Below are 21,921 nucleotides of genomic sequence, written 5' to 3' on the forward strand. Positions count from 1 at the left end.
CTTCCCATGTTGAAAAAAGCAGGCTTGACCCTGGCCGTCCTCGGCGCGCTGGTGACTTCGTTTGGCGCTCAGGCGCTGGAACCGTTGCGTGTTGCCGCCGACCCGGTGCCCCACGCACAGATCCTGGCCTACATTCAGAAAATCGATCCGCAACTGAACCTCAAGGTGATCGAAATCCCGCAGGGCGTGAACTCCAACGAGCTGCTGGTGCACGGTGATGTGGACGCCAACTACTTCCAGCATCTGCCGTATCTGCAATCTCAGGAAAAGGCCCTCGGCGAAAAACTGGCGGTGGCCGCCACGGTGCACATCGAACCGCTGGGCATCTATTCCCATCGCCACAAAGCCTTCGCCCAGGTGCCGGACAAAGGCACGGTTGCAGTGCCGAACAACGTCACCAACCTGAGCCGTGCGTTGTACCTGTTGCAGGACAACGGCCTGATCAAGCTCAAGCCCGGTTTCAACGACCCGGCGGCGGATCAGGCAACGCCCAAGGACATCGCCGAAAACCCGAAACACCTGAAGATCCTCGAAATCGAATCGCCGCAATTGCCTCGTGCGCTGGATGACGTGGATCTGGCGGTGATCAACGGCAACTACGCGCTGGAAGCGGGTCTGGTGCCGGCCAAGGATGCGCTGGGGCTGGAGAAGGCCGAGCACAATCCTTACGCCAACATTCTGGTGACCACGCCGAAACTGGAAAACGATCCGCGCATTCAGCAGCTGGCCAAGGACCTGACCTCGCCGCAAGTCGCCAAGTACATCGCCGAGAACTTCAAGGGGTCGGTGATCCCGGTGGCGGATGCCACGCTATGATCGTCGTCGAGCAGTTGAGCAAGACCTATCCGTCAGCGTCGACCCCGGCGCTGGATCAGGTATCGCTGAGCATTCCCGATGGTGCGATCTACGGGATTCTCGGGCGCAGCGGTGCGGGCAAGTCGACGTTGCTGCGTTGCCTCAATCTGCTCGAACGCCCGGATTCGGGGCGGATTCTGCTGGATGGCGAGGATCTCACCGCGCTGTCCGATAGCGAACTGCGCCGCCAGCGTCAGCGCATCGGCATGATCTTCCAGGGCTTCAATCTGCTGCATTCGCGCAACGTGTTCGACAACGTCGCGGTGCCGCTGGAAATCGCCAAAATCGCCAAACCACAACGCCATGAACGGGTTCGCGAGCTGCTGGATCTGGTGGGCCTGGGCGACAAGGCCGAAGCCTTTCCATCGCAACTGTCCGGCGGGCAGAAGCAGCGGGTGGGCATCGCCCGGGCATTGGCGGCGCGGCCGGCGTATCTGCTGTCGGACGAAGCCACCAGCGCCCTCGACCCGGAAACCACCGCGTCGATTCTGGAGCTGTTGCGCGACATCAATCGGCAGCTTGGTTTGACTGTCGTGCTGATCACCCACGAACTGGACGTGGTCAAGTCGATCTGCGATCACGCCGCGTCCATGGCCAACGGAAAACTGGTGGAGGCGGGGCCGGTCGCTCGTTTGCTCGCCGATCCAAAGTCGGCCCTTGGCGCTTCGCTACGACCCAGTTGCGGCTTGCCGCTGGGGCATGACGCGCCCGGTTTGAGTTTTTTGCGGCAATACGGCGTACGGGCGGCCCACTCATGAACCGCGTGATCGACTGGAATGAAATCCTGCAGCTGGTGCTCAACGCCACCGGCGAAACCCTTTACATGGTGCTGCTCGCCGGTCTGTTCACGTTGCTGATTGGCTTGCCGCTGGGGGTGTTGCTGTTCATCAGTCGTCGTCAGGGGTTGTACCCGTTGCCGAGGCTCAATCAAGCCTTGGGCGCGATCATCAATCTGGGACGTTCGCTGCCGTTCGTGGTGATGCTGATTGCCCTGATCCCGCTGACCCGGCTGGTGGTCGGCACCACCCTGGGCAGCACCGCCGCCGTCGTACCGATCACCATCGGCGCCTTTCCGTTTTTTGCGCGGATCGTCGAAAACGCCCTGGACGAAGTTGAAAAGGGCCGGATCGAAGCGATCCTCGCCATGGGCGGCGACATCCGTCATGTGATTTTCAAAGTGCTGTTGCCCGAAGCGCTGCCGGCCCTGCTGGCAGGCGTCACCTTGACGCTGGTGATGCTGATCGGTTTTTCCTCCATGGCCGGGGTCATCGGTGGCGGGGGACTGGGCGACCTGGCGATCCGCTACGGCTATCAGCGGTTCAACAACGAAGTGATGGTCGCCACCGTCGTGGTGCTGGTCATCCTCGTTCAGGGCGTGCAGAGCCTGGGCGATCGGCTGGTGCGATCGCTGGCTCATCGACGTTGAAGGTCGGTTGCAGGCTCACTTTTTGAGGGGCGTGACGAGCGCCGTTTCGTCAGTATCGAGGACGAACACCGCCAGCAGTCGCGCAGGCTCTGTGTCGCTGGCGTTGGCGCTCACCAGATGCACGGAACCCGGTTCCTCGACGAAGTTTTCGCCGACGTGGTAGATCTTTTCCGGCTGGCCTTTGACTTTGATGCGCAACGAGCCTTCCAGAACCGTGGCGTAGATGAAGGCGGTTTTCGGATGGGTATGGGACGGCGAAGCAGCTCCCGGCCCGTATTCGACGACCACACCCCTCATGCTTTTGCCGGGGATGTTGGGAATCGGGCGATCAAATACTACCGAAACCTTGCCGGCGGGTGGCTCGGCGGCTGATACGGCGTTGATCGAAAGGGTTGCGACAATGGCGGCCAACAGCAATCGGATAACCATGAGATGTCTCCTTGGTTGACAGGGAAGGGAATGGCGCGAATGACTATCGGGCTGCCGACTGAGCGATCCAGTTTTCAAAACGGATGGCACCCAGGCGTGAGTGCTTGCCGGTGACCAGCGATTGATCGTCGAGCAGCGTTCCGAAGTAGCGTGCGTGCACGTCCGGTACGACCTTGCGGTTGTCCTGGCGCGCCTGCAGAAAGCGTCGGACCAGTTCGTCCAGCGGCAACGCCTCAGGCCCGCCGACATCCACTGAGCCGTTGAGCGGAGCGGCCAGGACGACGTCTACCAGCGCCGCCACCACGTCGTCAGATGCAATCGGCTGAATCAGCGCTGGCGGCACGCGAAGTTCATCGGCGACAGCAAAGGATTCAGCGATACCGCCGACAAATTCGAAAAACTGCGTGGCCCGCAGGATCGAGTAAGGCATGCCGGATGCCTTGATCAGGTTTTCCTGGGCCACCTTGGCGCGCATATAGCCGGCCTCGGGCAACCGTTCACACCCGACAATCGACAGCGCTACGTGATGACGCACCCCGGCCGCCGCTTCGGCCGCCAGCAGGTTACGGCTGGAGGTTTCGAAGAAGTCGAGGACGGCCTGATCCTCCCACGACGGAGCATTGGCCACGTCGACCACGACATCGGTGCCGTCCATGGCGGCCGCCAGACCTTCGCGGGTGATGCTGTTGACGCCCGTGCCGGGGCTGGCGGCGAGCACGTCATGGCCGCGCTCGCGAAGAAGGTTCACCAGTTTCGAGCCGATGAGGCCGGAGCCTCCGATAACGACGATCTTCATGGGTCTCTCTCCTTGATGACGCCAACCATTGGCGTCAGTGGGATAGAGACTGCCGGTACGAATGAGGGAAGTCCTTGCGGCGACCTTAGGTTTGTCTTGTCGAAACCTTGCATTTTTGTCCAGCCAGCGCCCCGGAATGGACGCAGTGGCGTGTTCAAGTCAGGCGTATTATCGTTCTCGACTTCTCACCATCTGCCGCCCGGGACACGGAGTTGAAGGCGCGTCGCAAAGGGACGTTCGCTGTGCCATTCACGTTTGAAGACTATGTACTGGATCAGGAGCGTCGTGAGCTGACCTTGCGCGGGCAGGTTGTATCCGTCGGCCCGCAGGTGTTCGATCTGTTGCTGCTGTTCCTCAACAACCCCGACCGCGTGTTGAGCAAGGACGAATTGCTCGGCACGGTATGGAGCGGGCGCATCGTTTCCGAATCAACGATCACCAGCCACATCAACGCCGTACGCAAGGCCATCGGTGATACCGGCGAGGAACAGCGTCTGCTGCGCACGGTCGCCCGCAAAGGCTATCGTTTCATTGGCCGGGTCTCCGATATGACCGAGCCGGTGCCTCACACCGACGAGGGCTCAACTGCAGCTCCCCGGGTACTGGTGCTGCCGGACAAACCCTCGATCACCGTCCTGCCTTTCTACAATCTGAGCGGCGATCCCGAACAGGACTACTTTGCCGACGGTATCGTGGAGGACATCATCGCGGCGTTGTCGCGTCTGCGCTGGTTGTTCGTCATCGCACGCAATTCGAGTTTCACGTTCAAGGGGCGCACGGTAGATGCCCAAGGGGTCGGGCAGGAACTGGGCGTGCGCTATGTGCTGGAAGGCAGTGTGCGCAAATGTGGAAACCGGGTGCGCATCACCGGGCAACTGATCGACGCCACGAGCGGAGCACACATCTGGGCCGAGCGTTTCGAAGGCACCCTCGACGACATCTTCAAGCTGCAGGATCAAATCACCGAAAGCGTCGTCGGGGCCATAGCGCCACAACTGGAGCGCGCGGAGATCGAGCGCGCCAAACGCAAACCGACGGAGAGCCTCGACGCCTACGATTACTACCTGCGCGCCATGGCAAAGCTGCACAGCGGCGCTCAAGAGGCCATCGAGCAAGCGCTGCCGATGTTCTACAAGACCCTCGAACTCGATCCGGAATTCGCATCGGCCTATGGCATGGCCGCCTGGTGTCACTTCTGGCGCAAGCTCAATGGCTGGATGACGGATCGCCCGGCCGAGATCGCTGAAGGTATACGCCTGGCGCGTCTGGCGGTCGCGCTGGGACGCGATGACGCCGTGGCGTTGACGCGCGGCGGACATGCGCTTGCGCACCTGGCGGGTGATGTGGATGCCGGCATTGCGTTGCTCGACCGCGCACGTCTGCTCAATCCCAATCTCGCACCTGCGTGGTTTCTCGGCGGGATCCTGCGTGCGCTTCGCGGAGAAACCGCGCCCGCCATCAAGGACTTGAACCATGCCGCTCGCTTGAGCCCGCTGGATCCGGAAATGTTCAGAATGCACGTCGGCATGGCTTTGGCGCATTACTTCGCCGGGGACTTCGAGGCCTCGGCAGACTTCGCCGAAAAAGCCTTGGGCAACCTGCCCACGTTGTTGGTGGCGGCGGCGCTGGTGGCGGCCAGTCATGCGCTGGGCGGGCGCCCGGAGAAAGCCCGCTGGGCGATGCAGCGCCTGCAGACGCTGAGCCCGGCGCTGCGTCTGGGGCATCTCAAGGACTGGCTGCCGATTCAGCGCCCCGAAGATTTTTCGAGGTTCATTGAAGGGCTTCGACTGGCGGGGTTGCCGGAGTGATTGCTTGAGTGCACCCGCTCCAGTCTCGCGGACATGCACGGCTGTACCGGGCCTAAACTAATACCAAAACAGGAGCCATCATAAGCGGCATCACTAATCGCGATGAAAGATTAAAAATGGTCATCTGCTTGATTTTCGCAATAAGGAGTTCAGCCGAAAAAGCCTTGAAGCAGCGGAATGTCCGGGAACAAAAAAGGCGCATGAGCTGTTAACTCATGCGCCTTTCATTGCTGACTTCGATGTCTTCGTCCCCCGGCGGGCCGGGATCGTTGTGGGTTCGGTGTTATGGCTCATCGGCGGACACCTCCAGGTCTGGCGCTGCGGGCGCAGCCTGAAGAGTCTAGCGTGTCATCAAGCGGGCGCTAGCCAAGTGTCCAGCACGCGCCGGTCGAGCTCTTCCCAGTCCGCCATGCCCAGCACTCGCGTGGTGTTGAGGCCGCGCAGATAGCCGCGCAACTGATTGGCCACGGCCCGTACCGACTCCGAATCATCCGCTGACCGGCCCAGCACGGTTTCGTATTCGACAAGGTATTCGGCCACCCGGTCGCGGAATTCGGGCAGGACGGCATCGCGGATCAAATCAAAGGTTCGCACGGAAAATCCTCATTTGTTTTCGTTGTGATCGAGTGTGCAGCAGTCTGCACGCAGCGCAACTATTGGTTCAAGTAATAGTGATCATCAAGAAACGCAAGTTCTGCTTTGTGGCCGACAGGCGGAAAATCGCCTCCATCGAAACGCAGCTCAAGGAATTTGCGCGATGAAGACTTTGACCCGACTGGCTTTGGTCGCCCTGCTGATGGGCGGGGTAGCCACCACTGCACCGACTTACGCAGCCGACGCCGGTTCGTGCCATTTTCTTCCCATCGGCGGTACCGGCAGTGCACTGCAGCACTCGCAAACCGTGGGTGTGCTGTACAGCGAAAACACCCTCGAAAACCTGCAATACCTCGAGCGTTACCACGATGTGGCGGTCAACGGTGCCAAGGACGCACTCGATGCGCGGATCCGCGACGCCTTCGTCAACAGCTCCGATCCGGAACTGGCTATCGACTGGTTGATGAGTTCGCTGCAACAGCAGTTTCTCTCGGTGACGGTCTACGACAGCCTCGATGCGCTGGTGCAGGCCCATCCCGACGTGGTGGTGATGCTCGACACCCACAACCGTCTGCTGACCCAACGCAACAGTCAGGTCGAAGCGCGCTTCGCCGCACGCTTCTACGACGCCAACCTGCAATACATCGGCAAGGCCGAAGGCGCGGTGGAGAAGCAACTGCCTTCGGTGTGGGTACACAACAAGGCAGCACCCGAGATTGCAGCCCAGATCGAAAAACAACGCGACCTGCAATTCAGCGCCTTGAAGCAGTTCGATGACTCGCTCAAAGCCCTGGTGAGTGCAGGCTGAGCACCCAGATCAAAAATCGCGACGCCAGCGGCCGTGACGCTGAACGTTGCTTGAGAACCGAACCTTTTATTTTCAGGATTTTATCCATGCGTGCCTTTTTTATCCCTGCCATGGCTTCTGCCACTTTACTGCTGACCGCCTGCGCCTCTGCGCCGAACGACCCGACGCTGACCCTGCAGACGCACAAGACGCCTGCCCAGTACGCCGAATGCGTCGTGCCGAAACTGCAGGGCAGTGCGCTGAACCCGACCGTGTCGCAGACCCAGCGCAGCTACCGGATCGTGGTGCCGAGCAAGGTGGCGGCGGACAACGTGCTGGAAGCCTACAAGGCACAGGATGGCGGCAAGGTCTTTTTATATGAACGCCATTTGCTGGCGTCGAGTTTCATGCCATCGAGTTTTGAACGGGCTGCCCAGGAGTGCCTGTGACGGCTGACGGTTAACGCTTTTGACGATGCTCCTTTGGTTGGCCGCAACCAACCAATTTCTTTGCCCCGCATATTACGGGGCTTTTTTTTGCCCGGCGTTTGGTGCAGTCGGCGCTACGCTGGATAGCGAATAAGGCTTTTTCGGGAGAACAAGAAGATGAAGAAGGACAGCAGCGGCGCGGCGACTGAGAATCCCTCTGTGCTGATCGACGCGAGAATCAAGGAATTGAACGACTGGCGCGGCCAGAAGCTGGCCGAGATCCGCGCGATCATTCACGAGGCCGATCCTGAGGTTGTTGAGGAGTGGAAGTGGCGGGGCGTTCCGGTCTGGTCACACAACGGCATCATCTGCACCGGGGAAACCTACAAGGCCGTGGTGAAAATGACGTTTGCCAAAGGCGCGGCACTGGAGGATCCGACGGGGCTGTTCAATGCCAGTCTGGAGGGCAATACCCGGCGGGCGATTGATGTTCACGAAAACGACAAAATAGATGCAAAGGCACTGAAAGCGCTGGTGCGTTCGGCGATTACGTTGAATTCGAAAAAGTGATTTGCCGTTGAGGCAGAGGTGAAGCGGAGGAGGGTGAAACGAGGAAAAAATGGCAGGGGCGGCTGGATTCGAACCAACGCATGGCAGGATCAAAACCTGCTGCCTTACCGCTTGGCGACGCCCCTGTAGCTATTGTGTTCAGTCCCGGGAGGACCTCTGCAACAGTGGGCGGCACTTTACCAGCGCTCTTGCGTTCTGGGAACCCCCGAGGCAAATAAATTTCATGGAAAACAGCTACTTATTTTCCGGGGTGGTTGAATCGGCCGGATTTTCAAGATGCCTGAGCGGTCCAGGCGCCCGAATCCTGCGGGCGCCTGGACCCGATTTCACACCAGGGTACTCGGTGCCACCCCCAGCAACCCCGTCAACGTGTTCATGATCGCCTGCTGACGGGCGCGGTCCGTCTGGTGCCTGGCCTCGGCGGCCGCGACGTCGGCGTGGCAGTGCGGGCAGATCGATTCGTGGGGATGAATGTACTGCAGGCAGCTGCGGCACAGCGCCAGTTGCACGGGGATGCGTCCTTCTTCCGGCGATTTGTGGCCCTGATTGACCCACGCCAGTTTGATCACTTGTCCGCTGTCGCTGACGCTGCTGACTTTTTCGCCGGTGTCGATGCGTTCGGTGATCAGGTCAAAACGTCCGACCGCAAACGAGCGCTGGGCGGCGTCCTCGACTTTGACGATGCGCTCGCGCAAACCCTGTTTCTGCAATTCCAGGGTTCGGTAGTGGCAGTAAGGATTGTTGCCGGGTTTGCCCAGCAGCGAGTGCGATGTCCAGGTGCAGCCGCCCCGGCAGACGTCGTTGTAATAGCAACTGCGGCAATAACCCCAAAGATCGTCGACCGAGCGCAAACGGCCGAAGTGCATGCCTTCGCTGTAGTGCCAGATGTCGTGCAGGCTCATGTTGCGCACATTGCCGCCGGAAAAACCGACGGTGGCCAGCGACGGGCAGCCTTTCACTGTGCCGTCCGCCTCAAGCGCCAACACAGTCTGACCGGCCGCGCAGCCGCTCCAGTGCACGCGTTCGTCACCGAACCCACGCCACAAATGTTCGTAAGGACCGTAGTAGCCGATGTTGTTGCCGACGTTCATCAGCAGGCCGCGATCCACGCCTTCGCGGTAGAGGCGCGCGAGCAGCGGCATCACTTCCAGCAATTGATAGGGTTGCAGCAGCAGTTCCGGGTGATCCACCGCATTGCCCATGGCCACGGTGATCTGGATCTGCCAATGGGTGGCGCCCAGTTCAATGATCGTGTCCATCAGCTGCGGCAAATCGGGCAGGGTCGCTGCGCCGATCTGAGTGTTGACGCTCACCGCCAGCCCGGACGCCTTGGCCCGGCGCAGGGTGTCGACCGCCTTGTCGAACGAACCGGGCACGTTACGCACTTTGTCGTGCAACGGTGCGAGCCCGTCCAGAGAAATCCCGACCCCGTTGAGGCCCGCATCAACCGCTGCCTGCATCTTCGCCGGCGTCAGGTTGCGCCCGCCGGTCTGGATCGCGCAGTACATGCCGTGGTCGTGGATGGCCTGGATCAGTTGCGTCCAGTCCTTGCGCAAATAGGCTTCGCCGCCGATCAGGGTGATCTCGCGGGTGCCGAGGGCGGCGAGGGAGTCGATCACCTCGAGGCATTCACGGGTGTTCAGTTCGTCGGGGCGTCGATGCCCCGCGCGCGAGCCGCAATGCAGGCATTTGAGGTCGCAGGCCAGGGTAATTTCCCAGACCACATGCACCGGCACGTAGCGTTTGAGGTCGGTGTCACTGAGGTAGCGGGCAGGGCGGATGTCTGTCATGGGAGATCCTTGCGCACGGTCCTGTGCGCGGCACGATTGGACTGATCTCGATTCGCTGCAAGACCGGGCGAGGCCAGCAGTGACCTCGCCCGGTTCGTGCGCTTTTAGCGTGCTTCCAGTCGGGCAATCTCCGCGTTCAGTTGCTCAAGGGCACTGCGCAATGCGCCCTGGTGGGCCAGTTGCTGTTCGCCCTGTTGCACCACGGTTTTCAGCTGCACCAGATCGCCACTGATTTGCGCTTGCTGCACGGCCACGGCATACAGCGGCTGGAAGTGATGCTCTTGCGGTTGCGGCTCGATGGTCGGCGCCTGATGCACAGCAACGTGCCTCACGTAATGCCACTGACCTCCCTCGTTGTAACGGTAATCGACAAAGCCGCTGGTCCAGTCGTTGAGAATGCCCTTGAGGCTGAAGGTCTGCGCAATCTGACTCAGCGGACCGCTCGGGCTGCCATCGAGGGTGAGAATGATGTAATTCTCGGTCGATGGGGTCAGCCGTGCCTCGGAATAATCGCCCCAGACCCGTGCATGGAAGTTGACCGGTGGCCAGGTGCTTTGAAAGACGCTCGCAGCGCCGCTGACTTTTTTACGCACGGTATCGACCACGAGGTCGAGGGTCAGGACCGGTGCGCCAAGCAGTGAATTACTGGCGATGAGGCGGGTATGAAAAAGTCCAATCGACATGGTGCTTACTCCCTTAAGTGAATGGCGGACTCAGTGGTCGAATCAGCGGGCCTGCAGCTTGCTGATTTCGCTTTTGGCGGCGTCCAGTGCCTTCTGCAGTTGGGGTTGCTGATCCAGTTGCTGCTGGGCGAGCTTCGCCAGGTTTTTCATCTGGGCCAGGTCGCCACTGGCGATGGCGCTCTGGATCGGCGCGGCATACAGCGGCAGGATCGGCGGATGCGGAAGAATCACCGGACCGGGATGGAACGGCTGGAAGACATTCGAGGGCGCCTCGACCAGATGCGCCGGCACGTTGTTCAGTTCGTGCCAGCGTTGTCCGTCGAAATACTCGTAATTGGCCACGCCTTCACGCCAGTCGGTGCCGACCACCAGTTGAATCTTGAAGTTCACGATGGAGTTGGAGCCGGGGCCGCCTTCATTGCCCTCGGCGGTAATCAGGATTTTACTGACACCGGGCTTCATGACCGTCAGGTAGGTATATTCGCCCCAGACATCCGAATCGATGTCCAGTGGTGGGTTGGTTGCCTGAGTGATGGCGGAGGTGCCACTGACTTCATGCTGTGGTGTGGAAACCAGCAGGTTGAGCGCAAGGCTTTGCGCCCCCGGCTGACCCGTACCGATCCGGTAGCTCACGGGGAACAAGCCGACATTTTGTTGCTGAACTGAACCAGACATGTGAATTGCCTCCATTGCAATGTGGGAAATGGCCTTAGTGTTTTTCCAGGCGGGAAACTTCCTTGGCCAGTTTTTCGTACGCGGTTTGCAGCTCCTTCGCTTCCGGCTTCGTCGAATCGCGCTGCTTCAACAAATTCTTCATCTGTTGCAGATCGCCTCCAGTGATGGCGCTCTGGATGGCGACGCCGTAAGGCGGCATGTTGTGTTTTGAGCCAGTCATATCGAGGGTCTCCTCGTGGTGGTTGCCAAACGTCCCCTTCAGGCAAGGGGCGCCTTCCCTGACAGGCAGGCGACAGCCAGCGCCAGGAATCACTGGCGAGGTAATGCCTGATCCGTCCGGATCCGGTGAAGTGATCAGTTGAGTGGCGCGGGAGTGAGGGGGCTGTCCCGACTCACGCGCAGGCGTCGTCAGCCAAAACCGTCAGGCCTGGCATCGGGCGTCAGTAATGAGGTTTGCCGGAGCGGCAAAGGGGAAAAGTTCGCCTGTACGTTGGTCATCTTTCTGTCCTTGATAGAAAGCAACGAAACACAGGGATAGGTCGCTCACTCATCAAGAGTGCATTAACCCGCAAGCACAAAAAACCATCCCTGATTTATCTTCCAGTGCTGCTGATGGCGCTCATCGAAGATGTTTGCCAAGTGGCCAGCATATCGCCAGCTACGCAACCCTAGCCCTGTTTGTTCGCGGCTGCCAGAAAAAGCGCCGAACGGTCATGGCCGCTGCTATCCTGCGCCAATCATGAAGCAAGCAGTGGGGGAGCGCGCTGTATGAACACGAATCGTGACCAGTTTCCCTTGCCCGAAGACCTCAAGGTATTCCTGACGGTCATCCGCAAGAACAGCTTTGCCAGCGCCGCCGACGAGTTGGGCTATTCGCCGGCCTACGTCAGCAAACGCATCGCGATGCTCGAAACCACGCTCTCGACAAAACTGTTGCACCGCACCACCCGGCGCATCGCGCTGACCGACGATGGCGAGCGGGTACGCATCTGGGCGGAAAAGCTGCTGGGGGATTTCGATGACTTTCTCGGCGAAATGGCCCAGGCCCGGCACCAGCCAGCCGGGTCGCTGCACATTTGCAGCAGCTTCGGCTTCGGTCGCAATCACGTCGCACCGGCGATCAGCCAGTTATCCCGGACTTGCCCGAAGCTCGATATTCGCCTGGACGTGTTCGACCGCGTGGTCGATCTGGTGGGCGAGGGCTTCGATCTGGAAATCCTTGTCGGCGATGATCTGCCGGGCCAGCACCTGGCGCGCAAACTGGTCAGTAATCGACGGGTGCTTTGCGCCACGCCGCAGTACCTTGAGCGCCGGGGGACGCCGCATTCGCTCGAGGATCTGAAAGACCATGATTGCCTGGTGCTGAAGGAACGCAACAATGCGTTCGGCATTTGGGAGCTCACCAAGGACGGGCAGCAGGAATCGGTGCGGGTCAGCGGCCCGTTGTCCTCCAACAGCGGCGAAATCGTGATGGAGTGGGCGCTCAGTGGCGGCGGGATTCTGTTGCGCTCGATGTGGGACGTCAAACCGATGCTCGAACAGGGGCGGTTGGTGCAGGTACTGGCGGATTACACCCAGAGCGCCAACGTCTGGGCGGTGTACCCGACGCGGCTCAGCGAGTCGGCCAAGTTGCGGGTGTGTGTAGAGTTTCTCGAAGAGTATTTTCGCGACTTGTCTGTTCAATGAAAAACCGGGTGGTTCAGTGAGCCACCCGGTTTTTTGCTTTCAGCCCAACCAGGGATTTTCCGCCAGATGACGCGCTTCAAAGGCGCGAATCTGCTCGGTCCGTTGCAGCGTCGTGCCGATGGCGTCCAGCCCCAGCAGCAGTGACTGTTTGCGCAGCTCATCAATCTCGAACCCGATCAGTGTTCCGTCCGCCAGTTCGATGGTTTGCTCGGGCAGGTTCACGCGGATATACGCGGTCGCCTGAACGCTGATGACTTCGGCGACCTGTTTGAACTGCGCGGCATCGAGCTGAATCGCCAACACGCCGTTGCGCTGACAGTTGTCGTAGAAAATTCCGGCAAACGTGGTGCCGATCAGCGCCCGGATTCCGACCTGCTTCAGGCCCCACACTGCGTGCTCACGGCTGGAACCGCAACCGAAGTTGGGGCCGGTCACCAGAAATGCTGCGTCCTGCCAGGCGGGCTGATTGAGCACGAACCCGGGATTGGGCTCGCCCGAGGCCAGAAAGCGCAGATCGAAGAACAACCCCCGATCCAGCCCCTGACGATCAATGCCCTTGAGGAACTGCTTGGGCATGATCACGTCGGTGTCGATGTTGGCCGCCAGAAACGGCGCGGCGCTGCCGCTGATAGTGGTGAACGCTTGCATGGTTCAAACTCCCGGCGCGAAGGTGCGCACGTCAGTCAAGTGGCCGGTGATGGCGGCTGCGGCGACCATTGCCGGGCTCATCAGGTGGGTGCGCGCCCCCGCGCCCTGACGACCTTCGAAGTTGCGATTGGTGCTGGACGCGCAGCGATCCCCCGGCGCGAGGACGTCGTCGTTCATCGCCAGACACATCGAGCAGCCGGATTGCCGCCATTCGAAACCGGCGTCGCGAAAGATCTGCGCCAGCCCTTCGTCTTCCGCCTGATCGCGAACCCGCGTCGAGCCGGGCACGATCATCGCCCGTACGTGGGGCGCCACGTGTCTGCCGCGCACCACACGCGCCACATCTCGCAAGTCTTCGATCCGCGCATTGGTGCAGGACCCAATGAAGGCGTGGCTGATCACCACTTCGCTCAACGGCGTGCCGGGTGTCAGGCCCATGTAATCGAGGGCGCGTTGCAGGCCCTGACGCAGAATCGGATTGGGCTGGCTGGCCGGGTCCGGCACTCGTCCGCCGACCGGGGAGGCCTGATCCGGGCTGGTGCCCCAAGTGACCATCGGTTCCAGAGCCGAGACATCCAGGCTGACTTCACTGTCGAACACCGCACCCTGGTCGCTGTGCAGGCCTTTCCAGCGCTCGACCGCCAGCGCCCAGAGTTCGCCTTTCGGCGCACGTGGCTTGAGTTGCAGATAGGCGAAAACCTTGTCGTCCGGCGCCATGAACGCCCCACGGGCGCCGGCTTCCACCGCCATGTTGCAGATGGTCATGCGCGCTTCGACGCTGAGCTCGCTGATCGCCGGGCCGGTGAATTCGATGGCATAACCGGTTGCTCCCGAAGCACCGATTCTTTCGATCAGGGCCATGATGATGTCTTTCGACGTGATGCCCGCACCGAGCTTGCCGTTCACCGTCACCCGCATGGTTTTCAGGCGCTTGTAGACCAGGGTCTGCGTCGCCAGCAGGTGTTCGATTTCCGAGGTGCCAATGCCGAAACCGAAGGCACCCAGTGCGCCGTAAGTGGTGGTGTGGCTGTCACCGGCCGCGACCACCATGCCCGGCAGAATGAACCCCTGTTCCGGCGCTACGACGTGTTCGATGCCCTGGCGTTTGTCCAGCACATCGAACAGCTCGATGCCGAAGTCGCGGCAGTTTTCTTCGAAGTACGACACCTGACGCGCGCCCCCGGCGTCAGGCATGGTCGCAATGCGCATCGGCGCCGTGGGGTTCACATGATCGACCACCGCCAGCGTCGCAGCCGGACGCCAGACCTTGCGTCCGGCGTCGCGCAAACCGCTGAAGGCCTGGGGGCTGGTGTATTCGTTGGCGACCTGACGGTCGATGTAGAGCAGCACGTGGCCCTGATCGTCGAGATCGCAGACGGTGTGACTGTCGATGTGCTTCTGGTACAGCGTTCTCGGGCTGGGCATGGTGTCGGCTCTGTTCTGTCCGTGTAAAAACAACGTTCGGACAGAGTCATTGATCGCCGAAACGCCATCAAGAGCACTTCAGTGAAGCCGTTGAACACGGATTGTGAGCAATTGCCTCAGATTTTCGCCTGCGTTTCCTCCGGCACTTTGGCAATCACCTTGATCTCGAACTGAAACCCATACAGCCACGTCACGCCGACCGCCGTAATGGTCGGATGCGGCGCCTCGCCCCAGAACTCCGGCACCACTTCCCAGATGGTTTCGAAGGTCGATTGCGGGTCGACCATGAACACGGTCACGTCCACCACGTCATCGAAGCTACCGCCGGCTGCGCCGAGAATCGCATTGAGGTTGGTGAAGGCCAGGCGCACCTGTTGTTTCAGATCCGGTTCCGGTGAGCCGTCCTCGAGGCTGCCGACCTGGCCTGAGACAAACAGAAAACCGTTGGAACGAACCGCCGGGGAATAACGATTGCGCTCGTAAAGCGCATGGCGTCCGGGCGGGAAAACCACGTCGCGTTTTGGCTGGGCATCAGTCATGGGGTGTCTCCTTCAATGGGGTGAAAACTTCTGATGGAGAAACTCTAGGGACTTGCCTCTGCGCGATAAACGCGCAACCTTGGCGATCACTGTTTGTAAATCCCAAACAATCGAGCCGCTTTCAGGGGGGGAATATGGACCGTTTTGACGCGATGCAAGCCTTCGCCCGGGTGGTGGAGGCGGGCAGTTTCACCAAGGCCGCCGAGACCCTGCACATGAGCAAGACCACCGTGACCCAGCTCATCCAGCAACTGGAGGCACGGCTGCGAGTGAAGTTGCTCAACCGCACCACGCGCAAGGTCAACGTCACGGCGGACGGCGCGGCCTATTACGAGCGGGTGATCAAGTTGCTGGCGGACATGGACGATGCCGAGACCAGTCTTCCCGGCGCGGCAGCGCAGCCCAAGGGCCGCTTGCGGGTCGATGTGCCTAGCCCTTTGGCCAATCTGATTCTGGTGCCGGCGCTGCCGGAGTTCTACGCACGTTATCCGCAGATCCAGATCGACATGGGCGTCAGCGATCGGATCGTCGACATCATTGATGAAAACGTCGATTGCGTGGTGCGCGGGGGCGAGCTGCGGGATCAGTCACTGATGGCCCGGAAGGTGGCGGATCTTCAGCTCGGCGTGTATGCCGCGCCGAGCTATCTGGCCCGTTCCGGCACCCCGGCGCACCCCCGTGAGCTGGAAGATTCCCATCACCGGGTAGTCGGTTTCCTCTGGGCGCGCACCGGCAAACCGGTGCCGTACGCCCTGCACAACGAACACGAAGACTTGCAGATCAAGGGCCGCCACGTGCTGGCGGTGGATGACGGCAATGCTTACCTGGCGGCGGGCCTCGCGGGGCTGGGCGTGTTGTGGTTGCCCAAGTACATGTCCAGGGCCCGAGAGGCCAACGGGGAGCTGGTGCCGCTGTTCGAAGACTGGTGCCTCGATCCGATGCCGCTTTACGTCGCGTACCCGCCGAACCGCCACATCAGCCGCAAGTTGCGGGTGTTCATCGACTGGATCGCCGAGGTGATGGCCCGCCACGCACCGGTCATGGATCGCTCAGGTTCGCCAGCAACCACTCGATAAAACTGCGGGCCATCGGATCGTTTTCGCTGTTGCGGTGGGCCAGCAGTGCCCAGTTCGGGCCGCGAATGGTGTCATCCACCAAAGGCTGCAACAGCCCGTCGGCCCGGGCCTTGCGGCTGAGCAACTGGCTGACCAGCGCGATCCCCAGACCTGAGCACGCAAGGCTATGCCTCAGCGGAAACGTTGAGGCAGGGCTTCGGCAAAGGGATAGAAGTCAAACCACGGTTTGGCTTCTTCGATGACCCGATTGAACGACGGACGCTGAACCAGCCGCTCGAAATAGTCGCTCAGGCGAGGGTGGTCGGCGGCAAACGGCACCAGCGTGCTGGCGTAGAACAGGGCCGGTGCGGCGGAACAATCGGCCAGGCTGAAATCCGCGCTGGCGATCCATTCGCGGTCGGCCAGTTGTTGTTCGAGCATGCCGTACGCCGTGGCCAGCATTGCCCGCTGACTGCTCAGGTCGCCCTGGGCGGACTGGATGCGGTCGGCGACGATCTGCTGCATCGGCGTCATCACGTAATGGTCGCAGAAGCGGTCCCACAGACGCACGTCCAGCGCGGTCTCCCAGTCTTCGGGAATCAGTCGCTTTGACTGTCCCGGTTGATGATCCAGGTACTCGATGATCACGCTCGACTCCGGCACTGTGCGCTGGCGGGCGTGATCACGCAGCACCGGGAATTTGACCAGCGGCCACAACGCCTGCAGCTCGGCCCGTTCGGCTTCGCTGGAGAGGTCGATCAAGCGTTTTTCGAAGGCGACGCCGTGTTCGTAGAGGGCGATCAGCGCTTTGTGGCAGTAGGACGACAACGGGTGGTAATAGAGGGTCAAGTCCATCGTTCAACACCTCGATGAGGGGAAATGGCGTTACTCAGGTATAGCCCGCCTGCGCACGGCCACGCATTTGATTTCCACCAGCAGCCCCGGATGGGCCAGTTCGCTGACGCCGACGCAGGTCCAGGCGCAGAAGCCTTTGGGGAAAACGCGATTCTTCACCTCGCGAAACACTGGCATGTGCCGGCTCATGTCGACGTGATAGGTGGTCATCTCCACTACATCGTCGAAGCTGCAACCGCCAGCCTTCAACACCTCGTCGAGGTTTTCCCAGGCGCGGATGAATTGCTGCTCGGGGTCCTCGATGACTTTCAAATCAGCTGTCCGGCCCACCTGACCGGCGCAGTAAAGCGTATTGCCGACCAGAACCGCCGGGGCGTAACCGGCGCGTTCGACGATGGGTTTCATGGATTCGGGGATGATGATTTCGCGATCGGGCATCGTGTTTTCCTTCAATGACGGATTTCAGCGACCGTGCGCGGCCGCCGCCAACTGCTCGGTATCCACCCGAACGAACACTGAGTCACCCACCGCCGTCAGCACATCCCCGGCGTACACCTCGCAGATCACCCGGCTCTTGCGCCCGACTTCACCCTCGACTTTTGCCTTCAACGTCAGCGGTACGCCCATCGGCGTCGGCTTGATGAATTTGATGCCGAGGTTGCCGGTGACGCAGTTGATGCGCGGCAAGCTCTCGGCTTCGCGCCCTTCGGCGCGGTAGTGATAAGCCATTGCGGTCCAGTTGGAATGGCAATCCACCAGCATCGCGATCAGGCCGCCGTAGACCAGCTCCGGCCAGCCGCAGTATTTGGCTTCGGGCACGTGCTCGGCCATGACGTGCACGCCGTCCTCATGCCAGAAACTCTTGATGTGCAAGCCGTGCGGGTTGCTGCTGCCGCAGCCGAAGCAGACGCCGTCGGGGGCGGCGGAGTCTTGCAGGGAGGTGTCGAGAGGGGACATGCCGGGATCATCCTTAAACGGGTTAGCCAAACCGGGGGATTCTAACCCTGAATCAAGGACAAGGCGTTGCCTCGAGTGACGCCTGCCGCTGTTGGCGTCGATACCCGCACGATGCTAATTGCGCTGCGCCAGATTGCGTTGAAACTCTTCAAAGCTGCAGGGCAGGCTCGTGGCTTTGCGTTTTTTCGATGCGTCGTGCTCGTCGGGCAATTGATCGCTCAACTCCCAGACCTCAAGCATCTTTGCGTACTCGAAGGCATGGCGCGGGCTGCTCTGAATCCATTGCTGGAAGGCCTGGCGCTCGTCAGGTGTACAGGTTTCGTCTTGCAGGCGCAGGCACCAGTGCGCCGCCTGATTGAGGATTTCATCGTCGGCGTCTTGAGGGCTTTGGAGGTTCATTGACTGCTTCCAGGATGGCCGGAGAGGGCACTTTACCCTGCCTCTTGCAAAAAAAACGTCAAAGTTCGACAGGGATTTAGCCTGCCTGACGGACAGAACGCGCGCCGGCCGGACAAATCGCGCCGCCACCGACGATTTCCGCACGCTTGCCGACCACGGTGCCGAGCACCCGGCCCAGCATCACGCCGATGGCGGCCGCGAAGGCATCCGTGGACATGGCGAGTGCGAGGAAAATCAGGGAAACAGGATTCACGGGCAATACTTCCAGTCGGGCCATGAGTCAACGACACAACCACACGCCCGACTTTCGGCATGGATGTGTCGTCGGTCTCACCAACCAGAAGGTGTTCGCACCACGGCATGTTGCCGAATATGTTGATACGAACGCTTCCGAGGGGCTCGGAAGCAGGTTACTCCCCAACGAAGGCCCGGATCATGGGCAGGCAAACATGAAAGTTTCGTTAAATGCCCGGCGCAGGTTCGGTTGATCCTGCAGGGATTCGCAGCTCGGCGCACAACCCGCCTTCAGGCCGGTTGTACAGCTGCAAGGTGCTGCCGATCTTGCTGACGATCATCTGCACGATGGCCAGCCCCAGACCCGCGCCATTGGCGTGGCCCTCGCTGTAGAAACGTTCGAACAACCGCGCATATTGCTGCTCATCGATGCCAGGGCCGGCATCTTCGACGCTGATCGACACTGAACCGCAGGCCTGTGGCTGCACCTGAATCCGCACCTCGCTGCCGCGCGGGGCGAAGTTCAGCGCATTGGTTACCAGATTTTGCAGAGCGATGGCCAACGCCACCGGATCGGTATCGACCGGGCAGTGATGGTCGCTGTCGAGGATCAGGTCGACGTCTTTTTCCAGGGCCAGCGGTGTCAGTTCAGCCAGTTCCTCGCGCACCAGGGCGGTCAGTTCGACATGGGTGTTCTCCGGGGATGCCAGACGCGGTTCGATGCGCGCCATGGTCAGCAATTGGCTGGCGATGCGCGTGGCGCGGTCCACGGCACTGACCAAAAACTCCAGTGCTTCTTCGCGTTGTTGCGCGGTGCCCGCCAACTGCGCGTTCTGTGCATGAATCCGCAGGATCGCCAGTGGCGTACGCAGCTCGTGAGCGGCGTCGGCGATAAAGCGTCGCTCCCGGGCCAGCAGGTTGTCGATCTGTTGCAGCAAGCGGTTGAGCGCAGTCTGCATCGGCTCCAGGTCCTGGGGCAGGGGGCTCAGGTGCAGCGGTTTCAGGGTGTCGGTGTCGCGGCCGCGAATCGACCGGGCCATGGCGCGCAACGGCTGCAAGCCCCAGCCGATGGCCAGCCAGATCAGGATAGTCAGCAGCGGCACGCCGATCAGGCTCGGCCACAGGGTATGGCCGACGATGCGGGTGATCAGGTCCTGGCGGATGTCGTCGCGTTCGCCGACCCAGATCAACAAGTCCTGTCGCGGGTCCTTGAGCAGAAAGGCGCACCAGTCGCGGCCGTTCTCCAACAAGTCATGGGCGCCGAGGGTGGCGGGTGGTGCATCCAGAATCGGGGCTTCGGCCGAGCGCATCAGTAACTGGCCGTCATTGCGCCAGACCTGAAAGGTCAGCCGCGTCTCGTAGGGATGCGCCGCCTCGCCATCGCCGACCCGACTCATTGCTTCATCGAAGGCCTGGTGCAGACGCTCCCAATCGTTGTCACCGGGTGCGCGTTGCGCGAGCACGGCTTGCAGCAAACGCGCACTCTGCGCCAATTGGGCGTCGTAGATTTCTTCGACCTCATGATGGCTGTAGCGCAACACCGCCCAACTGATCAGCACATCGCCGAGCAATACCAGAATCAGCACCGGTAGCAGAATCCGTGCGCGTATCGAGTTCATGGCTTGAGCTCCACGACGTAACCCACGCCGCGCACGGTGCGGATCAGTTCGGTCGAAAGTTTCTTGCGCAGGTTATGGATCAGCACTTCCAGCGTGTTGCTTTCGACCCGTTCCTGCCAGCCGTACAGCGTGCGCGACAGGCGTTCGCGGGTAACAACCTTGCCGGGACGGGCCATCAGTTGGTGCAACAGCTGATATTCCATCGGTGTGACCACCACCGTGCTGCCTTGCCAGGTGACTTGCTGGCTGCTCGGGTCGAGGCAGACGCCGGCGTGTTCCAGCACCGGTTGCGCACGCCCCTGACTGCGTCGCAGCAAAGCGCGGATACGCGCCTTGAGTTCGTCGACATCGAATGGCTTGACCAGATAGTCGTCGGCGCCGGCATCCAGCCCGGCGATGCGTTCGGCGGTGCCGTCGCGGGCGGTGAGGATCAGCACCGGCAAATCATGTTGCGTGGCCCGCAATTGTTGCAGCAGCGTCAGCCCGTCGAGCCTTGGCAGGCCGAGGTCGAGCAACAACAGATCGAAGCTTTCGCTGCGCAACGCGTGCAGCGCACTGACGCCGTCCTGCAGCCAGTCAAGGGTGTAACCCTCGTTGCTCAGGGCGACGCGGATGCCCTGACCGAGGGCACGGTCATCTTCAACCAGAAGTAGGCGCATGGCATTTTCTCTGTAGGAAATCGGGCGCGTGATCGGCGGCATCATGCCGCTCGCCTTGCTGCCTTGGCAGCCCTTGTGGCGGCGAAGATGTAACGGCTCGTTGCCAACTAAGCTTTCGCTAAGCTTGGTTTTGCACAGTGAAGCCTTTCCCATCCAGCGAGAGTGCTTCCATGCGCAAACTTGTGCTGTTGTCCCTGATTGTCGCCAGCCCCCTGGCCGTCGCCGGCCCGCAATGCACCACGGCCGAACGTTCGCAGTGGCAGGACCAGAAAGCGTTTCAGGAACAGCTGAAATCCCAGGGGTATGAAATCAGCAAGTTCAAGGTCACCGACGGCAACTGCTACGAGATCTACGGCTTCGACAAGGACAAACGCAAGGTCGAGATCTACCACGACCCGGTCAGCGGCAAAGCGGTGAAAACCGAGATCAAGGGCTGATGCCACGCGAGTCCCTGCGCCTCTGGGACCCGGTGGTACGGGTGTTTCACCTGTCCATCGCCGGGGTCTTTGCCGCCAACTACTTCTTCAATGAGGCCGGCGACGACTGGCATGTCTGGCTCGGTTATTACGCCATGGGCTGGCTGTTGGTGCGTCTGGTGTGGGGATTCGTCGGGCCGCGCAGTGCGCGTTGGTCGGACTTCTGGCCGACGCCGTCACGGCTCGCGGCCCATGCCCGGTCGCTGATCGCCGGGCGCCCCGAACATCGTCTCGGGCATTCGCCGATCGGCGCGCTGGTGATGCTTGCGATGCTGCTGGCGATGCTGACTGTCGGCGTCAGTGGCTGGGCCATGGAAGAAATCGACGTCCTGTGGGGCGCCGACTGGCCGCTGCAAGTCCACGAAACGGCCGCCGATGTTTTGCTGGCGCTGGTCATCGTGCACATCGCGGCCGCGCTGTTTGAAAGTGTTCAGGTGCGCGACAACCTGCCGTTGTCGATGCTCACCGGACGCCGGCGTCGCTTGCCGGACGATCCGGGCCCGTGACAGGGAGGTTCTTTCGATGGTT

The 21,921-nt window shown here is 61.0% G+C and carries 27 protein-coding genes, 1 tRNA gene, 2 pseudogenes and 1 riboswitch; of the genes and pseudogenes, 11 read left to right on the top strand and 19 right to left on the bottom strand.

The annotated features are described in order from the left end of the window. Positions 1–6 precede the first annotated feature (6 nt). From NE357_RS11955 to NE357_RS11965, 3 genes are read left to right on the top strand one after another with little or no spacing between them, the layout of a single operon-like run. The gene (locus tag NE357_RS11955; RefSeq protein WP_169430022.1) at positions 7–816 is read left to right on the top strand and encodes a MetQ/NlpA family ABC transporter substrate-binding protein; all 810 of its coding nucleotides are present in this window, start codon (positions 7–9) and stop codon (positions 814–816) included. After that, positions 813–1,613 (top strand): methionine ABC transporter ATP-binding protein, encoded by an 801-nt coding sequence (locus NE357_RS11960; RefSeq protein WP_169430023.1) that lies wholly within the window; start codon positions 813–815, stop codon positions 1,611–1,613. Before NE357_RS11955 ends, NE357_RS11960 begins: the two co-directional genes overlap by 4 nt. Next, positions 1,610–2,281, top strand: a complete 672-nt coding sequence (locus NE357_RS11965; protein WP_011333762.1) for a methionine ABC transporter permease — start codon at positions 1,610–1,612, stop codon at positions 2,279–2,281. Before NE357_RS11960 ends, NE357_RS11965 begins: the two co-directional genes overlap by 4 nt. A gap of 15 nt (positions 2,282–2,296) precedes the next feature. Here the strand turns inward: NE357_RS11965 and NE357_RS11970 are convergent, their stop codons facing one another. Together NE357_RS11970 and NE357_RS11975 are read right to left on the bottom strand one after the other, a co-directional pair. Then, entirely contained in the window at positions 2,297–2,710 is a 414-nt protein-coding gene (locus NE357_RS11970) for a cupin domain-containing protein (RefSeq protein WP_169430024.1), read from the bottom strand. A gap of 43 nt (positions 2,711–2,753) precedes the next feature. Further along, the gene (locus tag NE357_RS11975; protein WP_169430025.1) at positions 2,754–3,506 is read right to left on the bottom strand and encodes an SDR family oxidoreductase; all 753 of its coding nucleotides are present in this window, start codon (positions 3,504–3,506) and stop codon (positions 2,754–2,756) included. A gap of 242 nt (positions 3,507–3,748) precedes the next feature. On the opposite strand from NE357_RS11975, the gene NE357_RS11980 reads away from it, so the two are divergent. Continuing rightward, positions 3,749–5,314, top strand: a complete 1,566-nt coding sequence (locus tag NE357_RS11980) for a winged helix-turn-helix domain-containing tetratricopeptide repeat protein (RefSeq protein WP_169430026.1) — start codon at positions 3,749–3,751, stop codon at positions 5,312–5,314. 351 nt (positions 5,315–5,665) lie between these two features. Here the strand turns inward: NE357_RS11980 and NE357_RS11985 are convergent, their stop codons facing one another. Then, positions 5,666–5,908, bottom strand: a complete 243-nt coding sequence (locus NE357_RS11985) for a hypothetical protein (protein ID WP_169430027.1) — start codon at positions 5,906–5,908, stop codon at positions 5,666–5,668. Between the two features lie 163 nt (positions 5,909–6,071). On the opposite strand from NE357_RS11985, the gene NE357_RS11990 reads away from it, so the two are divergent. The 3 genes from NE357_RS11990 to NE357_RS12000 all read left to right on the top strand — a co-directional run bounded on the left by NE357_RS11990 (position 6,072) and on the right by NE357_RS12000 (position 7,693). Then, complete coding sequence (locus NE357_RS11990; RefSeq protein WP_169430028.1) at positions 6,072–6,716, top strand: ATPase; 645 nt, start codon at positions 6,072–6,074, stop codon at positions 6,714–6,716. A gap of 86 nt (positions 6,717–6,802) precedes the next feature. Further along, complete coding sequence (locus NE357_RS11995; protein WP_115077529.1) at positions 6,803–7,144, top strand: hypothetical protein; 342 nt, start codon at positions 6,803–6,805, stop codon at positions 7,142–7,144. A 156-nt stretch (positions 7,145–7,300) separates the two neighbouring features. Next, positions 7,301–7,693, top strand: coding sequence for a DUF1801 domain-containing protein (locus tag NE357_RS12000; protein ID WP_169430029.1), 393 nt, complete (start codon positions 7,301–7,303; stop codon positions 7,691–7,693). Positions 7,694–7,743: 50 nt separating this feature from the next. On the opposite strand, the gene NE357_RS12005 is transcribed toward NE357_RS12000, so the two are convergent. The 5 genes from NE357_RS12005 to NE357_RS12025 form a co-directional block, all read right to left on the bottom strand. After that, a tRNA-Gln gene (locus tag NE357_RS12005) sits at positions 7,744–7,818 on the bottom strand. A 201-nt stretch (positions 7,819–8,019) separates the two neighbouring features. Continuing rightward, the gene (locus NE357_RS12010; RefSeq protein WP_169430030.1) at positions 8,020–9,483 is read right to left on the bottom strand and encodes a GDL motif peptide-associated radical SAM/SPASM maturase; all 1,464 of its coding nucleotides are present in this window, start codon (positions 9,481–9,483) and stop codon (positions 8,020–8,022) included. A 104-nt stretch (positions 9,484–9,587) separates the two neighbouring features. Next, positions 9,588–10,166: a DUF1842 domain-containing protein gene (locus tag NE357_RS12015; protein WP_169430031.1), complete on the bottom strand. Its 579-nt coding sequence runs from the start codon at positions 10,164–10,166 to the stop codon at positions 9,588–9,590. Between the two features lie 42 nt (positions 10,167–10,208). Beyond that, positions 10,209–10,841: a DUF1842 domain-containing protein gene (locus NE357_RS12020; RefSeq protein WP_169430032.1), complete on the bottom strand. Its 633-nt coding sequence runs from the start codon at positions 10,839–10,841 to the stop codon at positions 10,209–10,211. A 34-nt stretch (positions 10,842–10,875) separates the two neighbouring features. After that, complete coding sequence (locus tag NE357_RS12025; RefSeq protein ID WP_169430033.1) at positions 10,876–11,061, bottom strand: DUF1843 domain-containing protein; 186 nt, start codon at positions 11,059–11,061, stop codon at positions 10,876–10,878. Between the two features lie 548 nt (positions 11,062–11,609). Between NE357_RS12025 and NE357_RS12030 the strand changes: the two genes are divergently transcribed. After that, on the top strand, positions 11,610–12,527 hold the full coding sequence (locus tag NE357_RS12030) for a LysR substrate-binding domain-containing protein (protein WP_169430034.1): 918 nt from the start codon (positions 11,610–11,612) through the stop codon (positions 12,525–12,527). A gap of 39 nt (positions 12,528–12,566) precedes the next feature. On the opposite strand, the gene leuD is transcribed toward NE357_RS12030, so the two are convergent. From leuD to NE357_RS12045, 3 genes are all read right to left on the bottom strand, one after another. Next, positions 12,567–13,175: a 3-isopropylmalate dehydratase small subunit gene (gene leuD, locus NE357_RS12035; protein WP_169430035.1), complete on the bottom strand. Its 609-nt coding sequence runs from the start codon at positions 13,173–13,175 to the stop codon at positions 12,567–12,569. 3 nt (positions 13,176–13,178) lie between these two features. Continuing rightward, positions 13,179–14,600: a 3-isopropylmalate dehydratase large subunit gene (gene leuC / locus NE357_RS12040; protein ID WP_169430036.1), complete on the bottom strand. Its 1,422-nt coding sequence runs from the start codon at positions 14,598–14,600 to the stop codon at positions 13,179–13,181. A 116-nt stretch (positions 14,601–14,716) separates the two neighbouring features. Beyond that, positions 14,717–15,139 (bottom strand): RidA family protein, encoded by a 423-nt coding sequence (locus NE357_RS12045; protein ID WP_169430037.1) that lies wholly within the window; start codon positions 15,137–15,139, stop codon positions 14,717–14,719. A 134-nt stretch (positions 15,140–15,273) separates the two neighbouring features. On the opposite strand from NE357_RS12045, the gene NE357_RS12050 reads away from it, so the two are divergent. Beyond that, entirely contained in the window at positions 15,274–16,215 is a 942-nt protein-coding gene (locus NE357_RS12050; protein ID WP_169430038.1) for a LysR family transcriptional regulator, read from the top strand. Here NE357_RS12050 and NE357_RS12055 read toward each other — a convergent pair. From NE357_RS12055 to NE357_RS12090, 8 genes and pseudogenes are all read right to left on the bottom strand, one after another. Beyond that, positions 16,178–16,375: pseudogene (locus NE357_RS12055) on the bottom strand (LysR substrate-binding domain-containing protein); the annotation flags it as partial. The gene NE357_RS12050 and the pseudogene NE357_RS12055 overlap by 38 nt on opposite strands. Positions 16,376–16,386: 11 nt before the next feature. Beyond that, complete coding sequence (locus NE357_RS12060; protein ID WP_169430039.1) at positions 16,387–17,049, bottom strand: glutathione S-transferase family protein; 663 nt, start codon at positions 17,047–17,049, stop codon at positions 16,387–16,389. A 30-nt stretch (positions 17,050–17,079) separates the two neighbouring features. Continuing rightward, positions 17,080–17,487 (bottom strand): RidA family protein, encoded by a 408-nt coding sequence (locus NE357_RS12065; RefSeq protein WP_169430040.1) that lies wholly within the window; start codon positions 17,485–17,487, stop codon positions 17,080–17,082. A 24-nt stretch (positions 17,488–17,511) separates the two neighbouring features. Further along, positions 17,512–18,006, bottom strand: coding sequence for a PaaI family thioesterase (locus NE357_RS12070; RefSeq protein ID WP_169430041.1), 495 nt, complete (start codon positions 18,004–18,006; stop codon positions 17,512–17,514). A gap of 114 nt (positions 18,007–18,120) precedes the next feature. Next, a complete protein-coding gene (locus NE357_RS12075) occupies positions 18,121–18,405 on the bottom strand; it encodes a FecR/PupR family sigma factor regulator (protein ID WP_169430042.1) in 285 nt (94 codons plus the stop codon). Between the two features lie 184 nt (positions 18,406–18,589). Next, positions 18,590–18,658 (bottom strand): annotated as a pseudogene (locus NE357_RS12080) (hypothetical protein); the annotation flags it as partial. Between the two features lie 7 nt (positions 18,659–18,665). Beyond that, positions 18,666–18,837: riboswitch (yybP-ykoY riboswitch) on the bottom strand. Positions 18,838–18,866: 29 nt separating this feature from the next. Then, the gene (locus tag NE357_RS12085; RefSeq protein ID WP_169430044.1) at positions 18,867–20,258 is read right to left on the bottom strand and encodes an ATP-binding protein; all 1,392 of its coding nucleotides are present in this window, start codon (positions 20,256–20,258) and stop codon (positions 18,867–18,869) included. Beyond that, on the bottom strand, positions 20,255–20,917 hold the full coding sequence (locus NE357_RS12090; RefSeq protein ID WP_169430045.1) for a response regulator: 663 nt from the start codon (positions 20,915–20,917) through the stop codon (positions 20,255–20,257). Before NE357_RS12090 ends, NE357_RS12085 begins: the two co-directional genes overlap by 4 nt. 170 nt (positions 20,918–21,087) lie before the next feature. Between NE357_RS12090 and NE357_RS12095 the strand changes: the two genes are divergently transcribed. Together NE357_RS12095 and NE357_RS12100 are read left to right on the top strand one after the other, a co-directional pair. After that, a complete protein-coding gene (locus NE357_RS12095; protein ID WP_114882494.1) occupies positions 21,088–21,354 on the top strand; it encodes a PepSY domain-containing protein in 267 nt (88 codons plus the stop codon). After that, a complete protein-coding gene (locus NE357_RS12100; protein WP_169430046.1) occupies positions 21,354–21,899 on the top strand; it encodes a cytochrome b/b6 domain-containing protein in 546 nt (181 codons plus the stop codon). Before NE357_RS12095 ends, NE357_RS12100 begins: the two co-directional genes overlap by 1 nt. Positions 21,900–21,921: the final 22 nt, after the last annotated feature.

Source organism: Pseudomonas sp. G7(2022), from assembly GCF_052660475.1.

Excerpts from the sequence above, each read along its gene's own strand:
- NE357_RS12090 (WP_169430045.1), bottom strand. The coding sequence starts at position 20,917 with ATGCGCCTACTTCTGGTTGAAGATGACCGTGCCCTCGGTCAGGGCATC.
- NE357_RS12015 (WP_169430031.1), bottom strand. The coding sequence starts at position 10,166 with ATGTCGATTGGACTTTTTCATACCCGCCTCATCGCCAGTAATTCACTG.
- NE357_RS12000 (WP_169430029.1), top strand. The coding sequence starts at position 7,301 with ATGAAGAAGGACAGCAGCGGCGCGGCGACTGAGAATCCCTCTGTGCTG.
- NE357_RS11955 (WP_169430022.1), top strand. The coding sequence starts at position 7 with ATGTTGAAAAAAGCAGGCTTGACCCTGGCCGTCCTCGGCGCGCTGGTG.
- NE357_RS11975 (WP_169430025.1), bottom strand. The coding sequence starts at position 3,506 with ATGAAGATCGTCGTTATCGGAGGCTCCGGCCTCATCGGCTCGAAACTG.
- NE357_RS12020 (WP_169430032.1), bottom strand. The coding sequence starts at position 10,841 with ATGTCTGGTTCAGTTCAGCAACAAAATGTCGGCTTGTTCCCCGTGAGC.
- NE357_RS12060 (WP_169430039.1), bottom strand. The coding sequence starts at position 17,049 with ATGGACTTGACCCTCTATTACCACCCGTTGTCGTCCTACTGCCACAAA.
- leuD (WP_169430035.1), bottom strand. The coding sequence starts at position 13,175 with ATGCAAGCGTTCACCACTATCAGCGGCAGCGCCGCGCCGTTTCTGGCG.
- NE357_RS11970 (WP_169430024.1), bottom strand. The coding sequence starts at position 2,710 with ATGGTTATCCGATTGCTGTTGGCCGCCATTGTCGCAACCCTTTCGATC.
- NE357_RS11995 (WP_115077529.1), top strand. The coding sequence starts at position 6,803 with ATGCGTGCCTTTTTTATCCCTGCCATGGCTTCTGCCACTTTACTGCTG.
- NE357_RS11965 (WP_011333762.1), top strand. The coding sequence starts at position 1,610 with ATGAACCGCGTGATCGACTGGAATGAAATCCTGCAGCTGGTGCTCAAC.
- NE357_RS12025 (WP_169430033.1), bottom strand. The coding sequence starts at position 11,061 with ATGACTGGCTCAAAACACAACATGCCGCCTTACGGCGTCGCCATCCAG.
- NE357_RS12065 (WP_169430040.1), bottom strand. The coding sequence starts at position 17,487 with ATGCCCGATCGCGAAATCATCATCCCCGAATCCATGAAACCCATCGTC.
- NE357_RS12030 (WP_169430034.1), top strand. The coding sequence starts at position 11,610 with ATGAACACGAATCGTGACCAGTTTCCCTTGCCCGAAGACCTCAAGGTA.
- NE357_RS12070 (WP_169430041.1), bottom strand. The coding sequence starts at position 18,006 with ATGTCCCCTCTCGACACCTCCCTGCAAGACTCCGCCGCCCCCGACGGC.
- NE357_RS11960 (WP_169430023.1), top strand. The coding sequence starts at position 813 with ATGATCGTCGTCGAGCAGTTGAGCAAGACCTATCCGTCAGCGTCGACC.
- NE357_RS12050 (WP_169430038.1), top strand. The coding sequence starts at position 15,274 with ATGGACCGTTTTGACGCGATGCAAGCCTTCGCCCGGGTGGTGGAGGCG.
- NE357_RS12085 (WP_169430044.1), bottom strand. The coding sequence starts at position 20,258 with ATGAACTCGATACGCGCACGGATTCTGCTACCGGTGCTGATTCTGGTA.
- NE357_RS12095 (WP_114882494.1), top strand. The coding sequence starts at position 21,088 with ATGCGCAAACTTGTGCTGTTGTCCCTGATTGTCGCCAGCCCCCTGGCC.
- NE357_RS12045 (WP_169430037.1), bottom strand. The coding sequence starts at position 15,139 with ATGACTGATGCCCAGCCAAAACGCGACGTGGTTTTCCCGCCCGGACGC.
- NE357_RS12100 (WP_169430046.1), top strand. The coding sequence starts at position 21,354 with ATGCCACGCGAGTCCCTGCGCCTCTGGGACCCGGTGGTACGGGTGTTT.
- NE357_RS12075 (WP_169430042.1), bottom strand. The coding sequence starts at position 18,405 with ATGAACCTCCAAAGCCCTCAAGACGCCGACGATGAAATCCTCAATCAG.
- NE357_RS12010 (WP_169430030.1), bottom strand. The coding sequence starts at position 9,483 with ATGACAGACATCCGCCCTGCCCGCTACCTCAGTGACACCGACCTCAAA.
- leuC (WP_169430036.1), bottom strand. The coding sequence starts at position 14,600 with ATGCCCAGCCCGAGAACGCTGTACCAGAAGCACATCGACAGTCACACC.
- NE357_RS11990 (WP_169430028.1), top strand. The coding sequence starts at position 6,072 with ATGAAGACTTTGACCCGACTGGCTTTGGTCGCCCTGCTGATGGGCGGG.